The 16,067-nt window shown below is 52.6% G+C and carries 13 protein-coding genes and 1 pseudogene; 13 read left to right on the top strand and 1 reads right to left on the bottom strand.

Annotation, left to right across the window (positions count from 1 at the left end):
* The first annotated feature begins 464 nt into the window (after nt 1-464).
* The 13 genes from mnmG (at nt 465) to glmS (ending at nt 14,481) form a co-directional block, all read left to right on the top strand.
* Nucleotides 465-2,354, top strand: coding sequence for a tRNA uridine-5-carboxymethylaminomethyl(34) synthesis enzyme MnmG (gene mnmG, locus ETA_RS18600; RefSeq protein ID WP_012443150.1), 1,890 nt, complete (start codon nt 465-467; stop codon nt 2,352-2,354).
* Entirely contained in the window at nt 2,351-2,968 is a 618-nt protein-coding gene (gene rsmG / locus ETA_RS18595) for a 16S rRNA (guanine(527)-N(7))-methyltransferase RsmG (RefSeq protein WP_012443149.1), read from the top strand. Before mnmG ends, rsmG begins: the two co-directional genes overlap by 4 nt.
* Nucleotides 2,969-3,704: 736 nt before the next feature.
* A complete protein-coding gene (gene atpI / locus ETA_RS18590; RefSeq protein WP_012443148.1) occupies nt 3,705-4,085 on the top strand; it encodes a F0F1 ATP synthase subunit I in 381 nt (126 codons plus the stop codon).
* Between the two features lie 8 nt (nt 4,086-4,093).
* Nucleotides 4,094-4,912, top strand: coding sequence for a F0F1 ATP synthase subunit A (gene atpB / locus ETA_RS18585; RefSeq protein ID WP_012443147.1), 819 nt, complete (start codon nt 4,094-4,096; stop codon nt 4,910-4,912).
* Nucleotides 4,913-4,962: 50 nt separating this feature from the next.
* Nucleotides 4,963-5,205 (top strand): F0F1 ATP synthase subunit C, encoded by a 243-nt coding sequence (gene atpE, locus ETA_RS18580; protein WP_012443146.1) that lies wholly within the window; start codon nt 4,963-4,965, stop codon nt 5,203-5,205.
* A gap of 100 nt (nt 5,206-5,305) precedes the next feature.
* On the top strand, nt 5,306-5,776 hold the full coding sequence (gene atpF / locus ETA_RS18575; RefSeq protein WP_012443145.1) for a F0F1 ATP synthase subunit B: 471 nt from the start codon (nt 5,306-5,308) through the stop codon (nt 5,774-5,776).
* 14 nt (nt 5,777-5,790) lie between these two features.
* Nucleotides 5,791-6,324 (top strand): F0F1 ATP synthase subunit delta, encoded by a 534-nt coding sequence (gene atpH, locus ETA_RS18570; protein ID WP_012443144.1) that lies wholly within the window; start codon nt 5,791-5,793, stop codon nt 6,322-6,324.
* A 14-nt stretch (nt 6,325-6,338) separates the two neighbouring features.
* Nucleotides 6,339-7,880, top strand: a complete 1,542-nt coding sequence (gene atpA / locus ETA_RS18565) for a F0F1 ATP synthase subunit alpha (protein WP_012443143.1) — start codon at nt 6,339-6,341, stop codon at nt 7,878-7,880.
* A 54-nt stretch (nt 7,881-7,934) separates the two neighbouring features.
* Nucleotides 7,935-8,804, top strand: coding sequence for a F0F1 ATP synthase subunit gamma (gene atpG, locus ETA_RS18560; protein WP_012443142.1), 870 nt, complete (start codon nt 7,935-7,937; stop codon nt 8,802-8,804).
* Nucleotides 8,805-8,951: 147 nt separating this feature from the next.
* Complete coding sequence (atpD, locus tag ETA_RS18555; RefSeq protein WP_012443141.1) at nt 8,952-10,334, top strand: F0F1 ATP synthase subunit beta; 1,383 nt, start codon at nt 8,952-8,954, stop codon at nt 10,332-10,334.
* A 145-nt stretch (nt 10,335-10,479) separates the two neighbouring features.
* Complete coding sequence (locus tag ETA_RS18550) at nt 10,480-10,899, top strand: F0F1 ATP synthase subunit epsilon (RefSeq protein ID WP_012443140.1); 420 nt, start codon at nt 10,480-10,482, stop codon at nt 10,897-10,899.
* 223 nt (nt 10,900-11,122) lie between these two features.
* Nucleotides 11,123-12,493: a bifunctional UDP-N-acetylglucosamine diphosphorylase/glucosamine-1-phosphate N-acetyltransferase GlmU gene (gene glmU / locus ETA_RS18545; protein ID WP_012443139.1), complete on the top strand. Its 1,371-nt coding sequence runs from the start codon at nt 11,123-11,125 to the stop codon at nt 12,491-12,493.
* Between the two features lie 158 nt (nt 12,494-12,651).
* Complete coding sequence (gene glmS / locus ETA_RS18540; RefSeq protein WP_012443138.1) at nt 12,652-14,481, top strand: glutamine--fructose-6-phosphate transaminase (isomerizing); 1,830 nt, start codon at nt 12,652-12,654, stop codon at nt 14,479-14,481.
* Nucleotides 14,482-15,028: 547 nt separating this feature from the next.
* Here the strand turns inward: glmS and ETA_RS18530 are convergent.
* Nucleotides 15,029-16,032, bottom strand: a pseudogene (locus ETA_RS18530) (hypothetical protein).
* Between the last annotated feature and the right edge of the window lie 35 nt (nt 16,033-16,067).

Here is a 16,067-nt window from a genome sequence, read left to right as displayed (position 1 = left end):
ACAGGGTGAGGATCGGTCTGCGATCGTCTTTCCGATCCGCTAAATCCCCTTTTACAGCGATGAGTTTTGTAAATTTCGCTCTTTTTTGCAGGTTTTTTATCCCATTATCTGTGGATAACATGGCTAACTACCGGGTGAAAACCGGTTGTTATCCCAAGAACAACTTGGTACCTGGACTGAGCCTGTGCATAACATGCCATTTTGATCCCAGCTTATACGGTACAGGATCACCGATCGTTCACAGTTAGTGATCGTCACTAACGATCTGATCATGATTGAGAAAAAGGGCTTATCCACAGAGATCGTCGATCCTAATAGAAGATCTAATAAAGAGATCTCTAAATAAAAAAGATCTTCTTTTTAATACACGAAGATCCCGGTGCTTTCCCCATCGTCTAAAGTTGAGTAGAATCCACGCCCTCAGCAACATCCCTTAATTCGCACAAGCCGCGAGGTGCAGTACCATGTTTTATCCAGATCCTTTTGACGTCATCGTGATCGGTGGTGGTCATGCGGGGACAGAAGCCGCTATGGCCGCTGCCCGTATGGGTCAACAAACCCTGTTATTAACCCATAACATCGATACGCTGGGACAAATGTCCTGCAACCCGGCGATTGGCGGCATCGGGAAAGGACATCTGGTTAAAGAAGTGGATGCACTGGGCGGGCTAATGGGTCATGCCATTGACCAGGCAGGTATTCAGTTTAGGATACTAAACGCCAGCAAGGGGCCTGCCGTTCGTGCCACCCGTGCTCAGGCCGACCGCGTGTTATACCGTCAGGCCGTTCGTACCGCCCTGGAGAACCAGCCGAACCTGATGATCTTCCAACAGGCGGTTGAAGATCTGCTGGTGGAGAACGATCGTGTCGTTGGCGCAGTCACCCAGATGGGTCTGAAGTTCCGTGCAAAAGCCGTGGTGCTGACCGTGGGAACCTTCCTCGACGGCAAAATTCATATCGGCATGGATAACTACAGCGGAGGCCGCGCAGGCGATCCGCCATCCATTCCGCTGTCGCGCCGTCTGCGTGAACTGCCGCTGCGCGTAGGTCGTCTGAAAACCGGAACGCCTCCGCGCATTGATGCCCGCACGATCGATTTCAGCGTGCTGGCCCCTCAGCATGGTGATACCCCCTTGCCGGTGTTCTCATTCATGGGCGATGTCAGCCAGCATCCACGTCAGGTGCCTTGCTATATCACCTACACCAATGAAAAAACCCATGAGGTGATCCGCAATAACCTCGATCGCAGCCCGATGTATGCTGGCGTAATTGAGGGGATCGGCCCCCGCTACTGCCCATCGATCGAAGACAAAGTGATGCGCTTTGCCGATCGTAACGCACACCAGATCTTCCTGGAGCCAGAAGGACTGACCAGCAACGAAATTTATCCAAACGGCATCTCCACCAGCCTGCCGTTTGATGTACAAATGCAGATTGTCCGTTCCATGCACGGCATGGAAAATGCAAAAATTATTCGGCCTGGCTACGCCATCGAATATGATTTCTTCGATCCGCGCGATCTTAAGCCCACGCTGGAAAGCAAATATATCCAGGGCCTGTTCTTTGCCGGACAGATAAACGGCACCACCGGTTACGAAGAGGCTGCGGCGCAGGGCCTGTTAGCCGGTCTGAATGCCGGTCGGCTTTCGGCAGATAAAGAGAGCTGGGCACCACGGCGTGACCAGGCTTATCTTGGCGTGCTGGTGGACGACCTCTGTACTCTGGGTACCAAAGAGCCGTACCGCATGTTCACCTCACGTGCTGAATATCGTCTGATGCTGCGTGAAGACAATGCCGATCTGCGCTTAACCGAGGCGGGGCGCGAGCTGGGCCTGGTTGATGATGCCCGCTGGGCGCGCTTCAATGAGAAGCTGGAAAGCATTGAACAGGAGCGTCAGCGCCTGCGTGAGATCTGGGTACATCCTAAATCAGAATGCGTGGCTGAAGTGAACGCCGTCATCAGCGCTGCCCTGACCAAAGAAGCCAGCGGTGAAGACCTGCTGCGCCGACCTGAAATGACCTATCAGCAGCTGATGACGCTAACCCATTTCGCTCCTGCTCTGGCCGATACCCAGGCGGCAGAGCAGGTTGAGATCCAGGTTAAGTATGAGGGCTACATTGCCCGTCAGCAGGAAGAGATCGACAGACAGCTGCGCAATGAAAATACCCTGCTGCCGACCGATCTTGACTATCAGCAGGTTAGCGGACTTTCCAACGAGTCGATCGCTAAGCTCAACGACAGTAAGCCGAGTTCTATTGGTCAGGCTTCGCGTATTTCGGGGATTACGCCTGCGGCGATCTCGATTCTGCTTATTTACCTTAAAAAACAGGGCCTGTTGCGTAAAAGTGCATGATTAATCAACTTTCGGCATTACTTAAAACCGCAGGAATTTCCCTGTCCGATCGACAGAAACAGCAGCTGGTCGGCTATGTGGAGATGCTGCACAAGTGGAATAAAGCCTACAACCTGACCTCTGTGCGCGATCCGCAGCAGATGCTGGTAAGGCATATTCTCGACAGCATTGTGGTGGAGCCACACCTGATCGGCGAGCGTTTTATTGACGTTGGCACCGGGCCGGGCCTGCCGGGCGTACCGCTGGCCATCGTGCGCCCTGGGGCGCACTTCACCCTGCTGGATAGCCTGGGCAAGCGCGTACGCTTCCTGAAACAGGTCCAGCACGAGCTGAAACTGGACAACATCACGCCGGTACAAAGCAGGGTAGAGGAGTTTGCGGGCGAACCGCCGTTTGACGGTGTGATCAGCCGCGCATTTGCCTCACTCAATGATATGGTCAGCTGGTGCCACCATTTACCGGGCCAGCAGGGACGATTTTATGCCTTAAAAGGCGTGCTGCCGGAGGAAGAAATCGCGGCGCTACCGGCCGGTTTCAGAGTCGAAAATATCAGCCCGCTCATTGTTCCACAGTTGGAAGGTGAGCGTCACCTGGTGGTCATTGCTCGCCACTGACGGATTTAAGAACGATTGATCATGGCCTTTTAGCCGGTTACAGGGTGCTGAAGGGCCTGTTTGACCACTTCTTTTTAAGCGATTTTTTCCTCTTAAAGAGAGGGGACATTTTTTGAGAAAAAATCCGGTTGTGAAATGACTCTCAGAATTTACTCCCCAGCAGAAATTATTTGAACTTTTCTGTTACATTTAACCATATTTTTACATTAGCTTAATATTTTACTTATTTTTTTAAGCGCTTTCGCTCGCTTATAGTCACGAATGGAAATATAAATCCGTAATTAATCTGTCACAAGTAACGGATATCACCTTGTTAAATAGTTGCTACAGAAGTCAACAGGCGCTTTTAATCGAAACAGAAGGGCCTTTTCATAAAAAATAATCATAATTATCTGATTTATATGGGTTTTTTAAAAGTATGAAGAGAGTTTATCGCGATATTGCTGTTCATTAATCCCTCTTAATATTGCGGATTTGTGATCTTGGGCACGCTTTATGCGCAAGGAATGTCGCGAGTTGCAGAAAAAAAATCACATATTGCCGCTGTTCAAGCTTTTGGAAAACAGGCCGTCAGAAAGAAATTTAAATAATTGTTCACCTTTTCACTACTTATCGATTGAAATCACAGGTGCGCCCCGTATAATTTGCACGGTTTTTGCTGGCTTACTCAAATGAGCTAAGACAATTTAATGCGACACGTGGCATACCCCAAGCCGGGCAGGAGAGTTTCAACATCATGTCAGTGTCTCTTTACAAAGTGAAATTTGCCCGGACCGTGCTGTTGTTACAGCTGGTGACCTTCGTCGTAATCGGTACGCTGTTTTCTTTTAAGGATTTGACCTGGGGTGTATCTGCCTTTGCTGGTGGACTGGCGGCCTGGTTGCCAAACGTGTTGTTTATGATTTTTGCCTGGCGTCACCAGGCGGGGCATGAAGTAACGGGCCGGCTTGCCTGGACTTTCGCGCTAGGTGAGGCGCTAAAGGTGATTGTTACTGTTCTCGTTCTTATCGTGGCGCTGGGTGTGTTTAAAGCGGTGTTTACGCCGCTGGGACTGGCCTGGTTATCGGTGCTGATGGTGCAAATCGTCGCTCCGGCTGTAATTAACAACAAAGGGTAAGAGGCATCATGGCTGCAGGAGAAATCTCTACGCCGCAAGAATACATAGGTCATCATCTGAATAACCTTCAGCTTGATCTGCGTACCTTCGAGCTAGTGAATCCGCACGACGCTCCGGCGACGTTCTGGGTATTAAATATCGACTCCATGTTTTTCTCTGTGGTACTGGGACTGGTGTTCCTGGTGCTGTTTCGCCAGGTCGCGAAATCAGCAACCAGCGGTGTGCCGGGTAAATTACAGGCCGCTATCGAGCTGGTTATCGGTTTTGTCGATAACAACGTGCGCGATATGTACCATGGCAAAAGCAAAGTTATCGCTCCGCTGGCTCTGACGATTTTCGTCTGGGTGTTCCTGATGAACTTCATGGACCTGCTGCCAATCGATCTGCTGCCGTATATCGGCGAGCACTTCCTTGGACTGCCAGCGTTGCGTGTGGTGCCTTCTGCTGACGTGAATATCACGCTGTCGATGGCGCTTGGCGTATTTGTTTTGATTCTGTTTTACAGCATCAAGATGAAAGGCATTGGCGGCTTTAGTAAAGAGCTGACACTGCAACCCTTCAATCACCCGATTTTCATCCCGATCAACCTGATTCTGGAAGGCGTGAGCCTGCTGTCCAAACCGGTTTCTCTGGGTCTGCGACTGTTCGGAAATATGTATGCGGGTGAATTGATTTTTATCCTGATTGCCGGTCTGTTGCCGTGGTGGTCACAGTGGATTCTGAGTGTGCCTTGGGCCATTTTCCACATCCTGATCATTTCGCTACAGGCTTTCATTTTCATGGTCTTAACGATTGTCTATCTGTCGATGGCATCTGAAGAACATTGATATTTTTCTCAACACTACTGCGTTTTAACTGAAACAAACTGGAGACTGTCATGGAAAACCTGAATATGGATCTGCTGTACATGGCTGCCGCTGTGATGATGGGCCTGGCGGCAATCGGTGCTGCGATCGGTATCGGCATCCTCGGAGGTAAATTCCTGGAAGGCGCCGCGCGCCAGCCGGATCTGATCCCTCTGCTGCGTACGCAGTTCTTTGTTGTAATGGGGCTGGTGGATGCAATCCCAATGATCGCTGTTGGTCTGGGTCTGTACGTGATGTTTGCTGTCGCGAAATAACCGATTGTTCATCGCGCTGCGTTAGCAGATGCGATGGACGGCTTCTGCCGCCGTAAGTTACAGCGGCAGAAAAAGTTAACTTAACAAGAGGCATTGTGCTGTGAACATTAACGCAACAATCCTCGGCCAGGCTATCGCGTTCATCCTGTTTGTAGCGTTCTGCATGAAGTACGTATGGCCGCCGCTTATGGCTGCTATCGAAAAGCGCCAGAAAGAAGTTGCCGACGGCCTTGCTTCCGCTGAACGTGCCAAGAAAGATTTGGATCTCGCGCAGGCGAGTGCGACCGATCAGCTGAAAAAAGCCAAAGACGACGCCCAGGTCATCATTGAGCAGGCGAACAAACGCCGCGCTCAAATTCTGGACGACGCTAAGGCAGAGGCTGAGCAAGAACGTAACAAGATCGTCACCCAGGCGCAGGCTGAAATTGATGCCGAACGCAAACGTGCACGTGAAGAGTTGCGCAAGCAGGTCGCGATGCTGGCTGTTGCCGGCGCCGAGAAAATCATTGAACGTTCCGTGGATGAAGCTGCTAACAGCGACATCGTAGATAAACTGGTCGCTGAACTGTAAGGAGGGAGGGGCTGATGTCTGAATTTACTACTGTAGCTCGCCCCTACGCCAAAGCAGCTTTTGACTTTGCTGTTGAGCATCAAAGTGTCGATCGCTGGCAGCAGATGCTGGCGTTTGCCGCCTCGGTGGCAAGCAATGAACAGATGACAGATCTCCTTTCCGGCGCACTGGCGCCGGAAGCGTTGTCTGAAACATTCATCGCGATTTGTGGTGACCAACTCGACGAAGCCGGTCAGAACCTGATTAAGGTGATGGCTGAAAACGGACGTTTACCCACGCTTACCGCTGTTCTGGAACAGTTCATCCAACTGCGTGCCGCACATGATGCGACCGCAGAGGTTGAGGTTATCTCTTCCACAACACTGAGTGACGAACAGCTGACTAAAATCAGCGCCGCGATGGAAAAACGTCTGTCACGCAAAGTTAAGCTGAATTGCAAAATTGATAAGTCTGTAATGGCAGGCGTAATCATCCGTGCGGGTGATATGGTCATTGACGGCAGCGTACGCGGTCGTCTTGAACGCCTCGCAGACGTCTTGCAGTCTTAAGGGGACTGGAGCATATGCAACTGAATTCCACCGAAATCAGCGAACTGATCAAGCAGCGCATTGCTCAGTTCAATGTAGTGAGCGAAGCTCACAACGAAGGTACTATCGTTTCTGTAAGTGACGGCATCATCCGCGTACACGGCCTGGCCGATGTGATGCAGGGTGAGATGATTGCCCTGCCGGGCAACCGTTACGCTATCGCCCTGAACCTGGAGCGCGACTCCGTCGGTGCCGTGGTGATGGGCCCCTACGCCGATCTCGCCGAAGGCATGACGGTGAAGTGTACTGGCCGTATCCTCGAAGTTCCGGTTGGCCGTGGCCTGCTGGGCCGCGTGGTGAACACCCTGGGTGCACCTATCGACGGTAAAGGCGCTATCGACAACGACGGTTTCTCACCGATCGAAGTGATTGCACCCGGCGTTATCGACAGGCAGTCTGTTGACCAGCCGGTACAGACCGGCTACAAATCCGTTGATGCGATGATCCCAATCGGCCGTGGCCAGCGTGAGCTGATCATCGGTGACCGTCAGACCGGTAAAACCGCGATGGCGATCGATGCGATCATCAACCAGCGCGATTCCGGCATCAAATGTGTGTACGTGGCCATCGGTCAGAAAGCCTCTACCATCGCTAACGTGGTACGCAAGCTGGAAGAACACAACGCGCTGGCTAACACCATCGTCGTGGTTGCTACTGCCTCTGAGTCTGCCGCGCTGCAATACCTGGCTCCTTATGCCGGTTGTGCGATGGGCGAATACTTCCGTGACCGTGGTGAAGACGCGCTGATCGTATACGATGACCTGTCCAAACAGGCTGTTGCTTACCGTCAGGTTTCTCTGCTGCTGCGCCGTCCACCGGGCCGTGAAGCCTTCCCAGGCGACGTGTTCTACCTCCACTCCCGTCTGCTGGAGCGTGCTTCCCGCGTGAGCGCCGACTATGTTGAGCGTTTCACCAACGGTGAAGTCAAAGGTAAAACCGGTTCACTGACCGCGCTGCCGATCATCGAAACCCAGGCGGGTGACGTTTCTGCGTTCGTTCCAACCAACGTAATCTCGATTACCGATGGTCAGATCTTCCTGGAAACCAACCTGTTTAACTCCGGTATTCGTCCGGCGGTTAACCCGGGTATCTCCGTTTCTCGTGTGGGCGGTGCTGCTCAGACCAAGATCATCAAGAAACTGTCCGGTGGTATTCGTACCGCGCTGGCACAGTATCGTGAACTGGCCGCGTTCTCTCAGTTCGCTTCCGATCTGGATGAAGCAACCCGTAAACAGCTGAGCCACGGTCAGAAAGTGACCGAGCTGCTGAAACAGAAACAGTATGCGCCGATGTCCGTAGCGCAACAGGGTCTGGTGCTGTTTGCCGCCGAGCGTGGCTTCCTGAATGACGTCGAACTGGCGAAAATCGGTAGCTTTGAAGCGGCACTGCTGGCTTATGCGGATCGCGATCATGCAGAGCTGATGGCTGATATCAACCAGTCTGGTAACTATAACGGCGAAATCGAAGAGAAGCTGAAAGGCCTCCTCGAAACGTTTAAAGCAACCCAGTCCTGGTAATGTCTGGCGGCTTGTCCCTTCGGGGGCAGGCCGCAAGGCTTTGAGGAGAAGCTTATGGCCGGCGCAAAAGAGATACGTAGTAAGATCGGCAGCGTGCAAAACACGCAAAAGATCACCAAAGCGATGGAAATGGTCGCCGCCTCCAAAATGCGTAAATCGCAGGAACGTATGGCGGCCAGCCGTCCTTATGCAGAGACCATGCGCAAAGTGATTGGTCACATTGCGTTAGGTAATCTGGAGTACAAGCACCCTTACCTGGATGAGCGTGACGTTAAGCGCGTTGGCTATCTGGTCGTATCTACCGACCGCGGGCTTTGTGGTGGTTTGAACATTAACCTGTTCAAAAGAGTGCTGGCGGATATGAAAGCCTGGGCTGATAAAGGCGTCGAGAGCGATCTGGCGATTATTGGTTCCAAAGGTTTATCATTCTTCAGTTCAGTCGGTGGTAACGTGGTTGCTCAGGCAAGCGGCATGGGTGATAAACCTGCCCTGTCCGACCTGATTGGCCCGGTCAAAGTGATGCTTCAGGCATACGATGAAGGCCGAATCGACAAGCTGTACATTGTCAGCAACAAATTTATCAACACCATGTCTCAGTCTCCACAGATCGTACAGCTGCTGCCGTTACCGCCAGCAGATGATGCGGAAGGCGTTGTGAAGAAGAGTACCTGGGACTATCTGTATGAACCCGATCCGAAAGCGCTGCTGGACACGTTACTGCGTCGCTACGTCGAGTCTCAGGTTTACCAGGGTGTTGTTGAAAACCTGGCCAGCGAGCAGGCCGCGCGAATGGTGGCGATGAAAGCCGCAACCGATAACGGCGGAAACCTGATCAAAGAGCTGCAGTTGGTATACAACAAGGCTCGTCAGGCCAGCATCACCCAGGAACTTACCGAGATCGTCTCGGGGGCCTCCGCGGTTTAACCAGGTACTGCTCAGGCGATGAAGCTGGCGGTAAAGGGGCGAGTAACAATGCGTTGGCCTGGTAAGTCATTCAGGTGATCGGGTACCGCTAACCCCGCTGCGGCTTCATAAACGTCGGGTAGAAATGAATTAGGTAGAGGATTCAAGATGGCTACTGGAAAGATTGTCCAGGTAATCGGCGCCGTGGTTGACGTCGAGTTCCCTCAGGACGCAGTACCACAAGTGTACAGCGCCCTTGAGGTTAAAAATGGTGATGCTCGTCTGGTGCTGGAAGTTCAGCAGCAGCTGGGCGGTGGCGTGGTTCGTACCATCGCTATGGGTTCCTCAGACGGCCTTAAGCGCGGTCTGGAAACCGTTGACCTTCAGCACCCAATCGAAGTACCGGTAGGTACGGCAACACTGGGCCGTATCATGAACGTGCTGGGTGAGCCAATCGATATGAAAGGCGACATCGGCGAAGAAGAACGCTGGGCGATTCACCGCTCTGCGCCTTCTTACGAAGATCAGTCGAACTCTCAGGACCTGCTGGAAACCGGCATCAAGGTTATCGACCTGATGTGTCCGTTCGCTAAGGGCGGTAAAGTCGGCTTGTTCGGTGGTGCGGGCGTAGGTAAAACCGTCAACATGATGGAGCTGATCCGTAACATTGCGGCTGAGCACTCTGGCTTCTCGGTATTTGCCGGTGTTGGTGAGCGTACCCGTGAAGGTAACGACTTCTACCACGAGATGACCGACTCCAACGTTATCGACAAAGTTTCTCTGGTCTATGGCCAGATGAACGAGCCGCCGGGTAACCGTCTGCGCGTTGCGCTGACCGGTCTGACCATGGCAGAGAAGTTCCGTGACGAAGGTCGTGACGTACTGCTGTTTATCGATAACATCTATCGTTACACCCTGGCCGGTACTGAAGTCTCCGCTCTGCTGGGGCGTATGCCTTCTGCGGTAGGTTATCAGCCAACGCTGGCGGAAGAGATGGGCGTTCTGCAGGAACGTATCACCTCAACCAAAACCGGTTCAATCACCTCCGTACAGGCGGTTTACGTTCCTGCGGATGACTTGACTGACCCGTCACCAGCCACCACCTTTGCGCACTTAGATGCAACCGTGGTACTGAGCCGTCAGATCGCGTCTCTGGGTATCTACCCGGCCGTTGACCCGCTGGATTCCACCAGCCGTCAGCTGGATCCGCTGGTTGTCGGTCAGGAACACTATGACACTGCGCGTGGCGTTCAGTCACTGCTGCAGCGTTATCAGGAACTGAAAGATATCATCGCTATCCTGGGGATGGACGAGCTGTCAGAAGAAGACAAACTGGTGGTAGCACGCTCGCGTAAGATGCAGCGCTTCCTGTCCCAGCCGTTCTTCGTGGCAGAAGTGTTCACCGGTTCTCCAGGTAAATACGTGTCTCTGAAAGATACCATCCGTGGCTTTAAAGGCATCATGGACGGCGAGTTCGACCATCTGCCAGAGCAGGCTTTCTACATGGTGGGTTCCATCGAAGAAGCCGTGGAAAAAGCGAAGAAACTGTAATCAGACAGCCCTGAATCATTCGGGCTGCATTAAGGGCGGCAAAAGCGTGGATCTGCGTGTTCCCGAACGGGTGATGCGGGTTAACGAGATAGCCAACGCAGATGCAGCCTGAAGGTTCAGGGGATAGTTTCCCTGGAGGTTAACTATGGCCATGACTTTTCACCTGGACGTTGTCAGCGCAGAAGAGCAGATGTTCTCCGGCACTGTACAAAGCATCCAGGTATCAGGTAGCGAAGGTGAGTTGGGTATTCGCCCGAATCACGCCCCGCTTCTGACCGCCATTAAGCCTGGTATGATCCGCATCGTTAAGCAGCACGGCGAAGAAGAGGTGATTTATCTCTCCGGCGGCGTGCTGGAAGTGCAGCCCGGTGCGGTTACCGTGCTGGCTGATACGGCGATCCGCGGCAGCGATCTTGACGAAGCTCGCGCTCTGGAAGCGAAGCGCAAAGCCGAAGCGCATATGAACAGCTCTCACGGCGATGTTGACTTTGCGGTGGCGTCTGCGGAACTGGCTAAAGCGATCGCCAAACTGCGCGTGATCGAGTTGACCAAAAACGCGATGTAACTCAGGTTTAAGTTGCAGAAGGCCAGTCAGGAAACTGACTGGCTTTTTTTATGGTTTTTGTCTGGCGCATTTTCCGGCCGTTGCAACCCTGACACTTAACCGCAGCTCCGCCGGGAATATAGGGTTTGCTGCCGACTTGAGATGTTTTTTTCCGAAAAATATGTAGTATTTGACGGGGTAAACCGCTTAACTTTCATTTCATAAAAGATTAGTCAGGATGTCTATGTCAAACCGCCCAATGAGCGTGGTGATCCTTGCCGCTGGCAAAGGAACCCGCATGTACTCCGACCTGCCGAAGGTGCTGCATTTACTGGCAGGGAAACCGATGGTGCAGCACGTGATAGACGCGGCCAGGGAGCTGAATGCGCAGCGCGTCAATCTGGTTTATGGGCACGGGGGGGAGCTGCTGAAAACGGCCCTCGACGATCGCTCCCTGAACTGGGTGCTACAGGCGGAGCAGCTGGGAACGGGGCATGCGATGCAGCAGGCCGCGCCTTATTTTGCTGATGATGAAGACATTCTGATGCTGTACGGCGACGTGCCGTTGATCACCGGCGAAACGCTGCGCCGCTTGCAGGCAGTGAAACCTGATGGTGGCATCGGCCTGCTGACGGTCAATCTGGCAAATCCAACCGGCTATGGGCGCATTATTCGTGAAAATGGCCGGGTGGTGGGCATCATTGAGCAGAAGGATGCCGCACCTGAACAGCTGGCGATCGGCGAAATCAACACCGGTATCCTGCTGGCGGGTGGCGCGGACCTGAAGCGCTGGCTCAGCAAACTGACCAACAACAATGCGCAGGGTGAATACTACATCACCGATATTATCGCGCTTGCCCATCAGGAAGGCCGCCAGATTGAGGCAGTACATCCGGTGCGCACCACTGAAACTGACGGGGTAAACAACCGTCTGCAGCTGGCAACGCTTGAGCGTGTTTATCAGGCTGAGCAGGCAGAAAAACTGCTGCTGTCCGGGGTGATGTTACAAGACCCGGCACGCTTCGACCTACGCGGCACCCTGGAACACGGTCGCGATGTGGTCATTGATACCAACGTTATTATTGAAGGCCACGTCAAACTCGGCAATCGGGTGAAAATCGGCAGCGGCTGCGTGATCAAAAACAGCGTCATTGCCGACGACTGCATCATCAGCCCCTATAGCGTGATTGAGGACGCTCAGCTGGCCCCTGATTGCAGCGTTGGGCCATTTGCCCGCCTGCGCCCCGGCAGCGAGCTGGCAGAAGGCGCGCACGTGGGTAACTTTGTCGAGATGAAAAAAGCACGGCTCGGTAAAGGCTCCAAAGCCGGTCATCTTAGCTATCTTGGCGATGCGGAAATCGGCGCTAACGTTAATATTGGTGCCGGTACCATCACCTGTAACTACGACGGCGTCAATAAATCGAAAACGATTATCGGGGATGATGTGTTTGTCGGCTCGGATACCCAGCTTATCGCGCCGGTCAGCGTGGCGGCGGGCGTGACCATTGCCGCCGGCACCACCATTATGCGCAACGTTCCGGCTGCCGGGCTGGTCTATAATCGTAAAGAGCAGCAGCTGAACGCCAGCTGGCAACGCCCACAGAAGAAAAAGTAAGCCTTCTTCAGGCTGTGGTTCGCCACAGCCTGAAAACCGCAGTAAAGATAAAAATAATCCCCACTCTCTACAAGGCTCGGGGAACCGGAATATACCGGAATAATCAGGTCAGAAGACAACGCTGATGGCCTATCCGCCATCATGTCAGGAAAATTACTATGTGTGGAATTGTTGGTGCTGTAGCGCAGCGTGATATTGCAGAAATTCTGCTGGAAGGGCTGCGCCGTCTGGAATACCGAGGCTATGACTCTGCCGGTCTGGCCGTTGTTGACGCTAACGGGCAGGCTACCCGCCTGCGCCGTGTGGGTAAGGTGAGCAACCTGGCTGCCGCAGCGGAACATACCGCGCTGGCGGGTGGAACAGGCATTGCGCACACGCGCTGGGCCACGCACGGAGAGCCATCGGAAAGTAATGCCCATCCGCATATTTCCGGCGACATAATCGTTGTTCACAACGGCATTATTGAAAATCACGAGCCGCTGCGCGAGCTGATGATCGGTCGGGGCTATACCTTTACCTCCGAGACCGACACTGAAGTGGTCGCGCATCTGGTGAATTGGGAACGGCAAAACGGCGGCTCGCTGCTTGACGTGGTGCAGCGCGTTATTCCGCAGCTGCGCGGTGCGTACGGTATGGTGATTCTGGACAGCCGTGACCCGTCTACGCTGGTTGCTGCGCGCTCCGGCAGTCCGCTGGTGATTGGCCGTGGCGTGGGTGAAAACTTTATCGCTTCGGATCAGGTCGCGCTGCTGCCGGTGACGCGCCGCTTTATCTATCTGGAAGAAGGCGATATCGCGCAAATTACCCGTCGTGATGTGACTATTGTCGATGGCAGCGGTGACGTTGTGCAGCGCCGCGAAATCGAATCCAACGCGCAGTATGATGCCGGCGATAAAGGCGTATACCGCCACTATATGCAGAAAGAGATTTACGAACAGCCGGTGGCGATTAAAAACACCCTCAGCGGTCGTTTCAGCCACGGAGAAGTCGACCTCTCGGAGCTGGGCGCAAACGCTGACTCGCTGCTGGCAAACGTTGAGCATATCCAGATTGTCGCCTGTGGCACCTCATACAACTCCGGTATGGTTTCGCGCTACTGGTTTGAATCTCTGGCCAACGTGCCCTGTGACGTGGAAATCGCTTCTGAATTCCGTTACCGCAAATCTGCCGTTCGTAAAAACAGCCTGCTGATCACCCTTTCCCAGTCTGGTGAGACTGCCGATACGCTGGCGGCACTGCGCCTGTCGAAAGAGCTGGGTTATCTGGGATCGCTGGCTATCTGTAATGTGGCAGGCTCTTCCCTGGTACGTGAATCCGACCTGGCGCTGATGACCAAAGCGGGCACGGAAATCGGCGTAGCGTCGACCAAAGCCTTTACTACCCAGCTCACCGTATTGCTGATGCTGGTGGCAAAAATTGGCCGCCTTAAAGGCGTTAATCCGCAGGTGGAACAGGATATTGTTCACTCTCTGCAGGCGCTGCCGAGCCGTATTGAGCAGATGCTGTCTCAGGATGAGCTGATTGCATCCCTGGCAGAGGATTTCTCTGACAAACATCATGCGTTGTTCCTTGGTCGTGGCGATCAGTACCCGATCGCGATGGAAGGGGCGCTGAAGCTGAAAGAGATTTCCTATATTCACGCCGAAGCCTATGCCGCCGGTGAGCTGAAACACGGCCCGCTGGCGCTGATCGATGCCGATATGCCGGTGATTGTGATTGCGCCGAACAATGAACTGCTGGAAAAGCTGAAGTCGAATATCGAAGAGGTGCGCGCCCGTGGCGGTCTGCTGTATGTCTTCGCCGATGCGGACGCCGGTTTTGCCAACAGTGACGGGATGCGTATTATTCCGCTACCGCATGTGGAAGAGGTCATTGCGCCCATCTTCTACACCATTCCGCTACAGCTGCTTAGCTACCATGTGGCGCTGATCAAAGGCACTGACGTGGACCAGCCGCGCAACCTGGCGAAATCGGTAACGGTGGAGTGACGGTCAATCGTTAACGGGCATCATGGCTGATAAAGCCACGGTTAACGCGGAAAGCCCGGTAGGCTGTTTTAACAGCGTACCGGGCTTTTTTTCAGAGCATTGCGCCAGCATCGGTATCGACACTGTATTTTAGAAATAATAAACTCATTATAAGAAATATTTTAATTTGATTTTAATAACTATTCCGCAAATAATAACAAATGAGCAACATGCCATGCTGATATTCCATAAATAATAAAAGGTTGGCATCCATTTGGTTAATTCCACGTTTTTGTTATCAAAAAAACTATACGCTTTATCATCCATTTTAACGAACAGGATCTTTTTTTCTCTTTTTAAACCTAAGAAAAAGTATACGATGGGCGCGGCTCCAAAAAAACCAACAAGACAATGAAATGAATAAGGCGTTGGGAATATATGTTCCTTCTGGAAAAGTGATAATAAGGTGTAATATTTTTTTCTGTTAAATGCATACGATATTATCGATGCAATGAAACAGATTACACCGACACCGACAATGACCAAAGCACCATAATGAGCAATCATCTTACTTACCATAATCTTGAAATATCATATCCACGCCCAATTCAGCTGCCTTGCTTCCAATGTAGCCACCAGCCATTGAACCCACTACCGCGCATGCTACACCGCCTGCTCCTGCTGTGACGATGCCTATGGCAGCACATGCAGCCAGGCCAGCAGATGCACCTACCGTTCCAGAACCAATTCCCGCTGCTGTGCTTAAGGTGAATTTTGTATACTCCTTAAATGCAAATTTCCCGCACTCATTTTCTCTTCCTTTACTGCACGCATCAACGACATCGTTCGTGGTGCCGGCGAAAGAAAAACCGATGCCGATATAACCACCGTATTTAAGAAAGCGAGCCGCTTTAGCCGCATTGCCAACAAAATCAGAATAACCGGGGATGCCGTTGATGCCCACTGTGGACCACTCATGAACAATAGAACGGCTGGAAAGGTTTTATGCCCTGCGCATATCTTCGTAGGGTTTAAGTTTTATCGAATGGCGGATAAGTGACTTCACCAGGGGTTTATTCACCAGCGTTTTTAACTGGTTGAAAAGCTGGTTACGCTCAACAAAAAACTGCTGGCTAATAAGCGTACCCTGAGTCAGGTACTGGTTCTGATAGCTGACCTCAATTTTTCTCAGCGTCTGTTCTATCGCGGCAAAGTATTTCTCCCCAATATCCCCCCCATACCGAAGATATGATCTCCAGCGCTGGTCAACCCGGCAATCATGCCGAAATGCTTCTGAAGAAAGCTGGCCTCCTCAGTGCCGACACCAACGAAAGCCATATCGGTTTTCTGCTTTGCCTGTCTCAGTCTGTGCAGCATTTGGCTTGTTGCAGGTGCATCCGGATCGGCAACAATCAGTATCTGTCCGGGCATCAGCCACTGCGTATCGGCATTCAGTTTCATAAACAGGTTGGCAGCCTGCGAACGCGTACCTCGGAACAGCAATCTGGCCTGGAAATCCAGCGTACCGGGGTGTTCTACAATGCAATATCCGGGGGCAATATCTCGCGCCATGCGTCCGATCTCCGTCAATTTTTTTTGCGATTTTA

The organism is Erwinia tasmaniensis Et1/99, from assembly GCF_000026185.1.
GTDB classification, from domain to species: Bacteria; Pseudomonadota; Gammaproteobacteria; order Enterobacterales; family Enterobacteriaceae; genus Erwinia; species Erwinia tasmaniensis.
The sequence above is the reverse complement of the archived record's forward strand: the minus strand, read 5'-3'. Positions and strand labels throughout refer to the sequence as shown.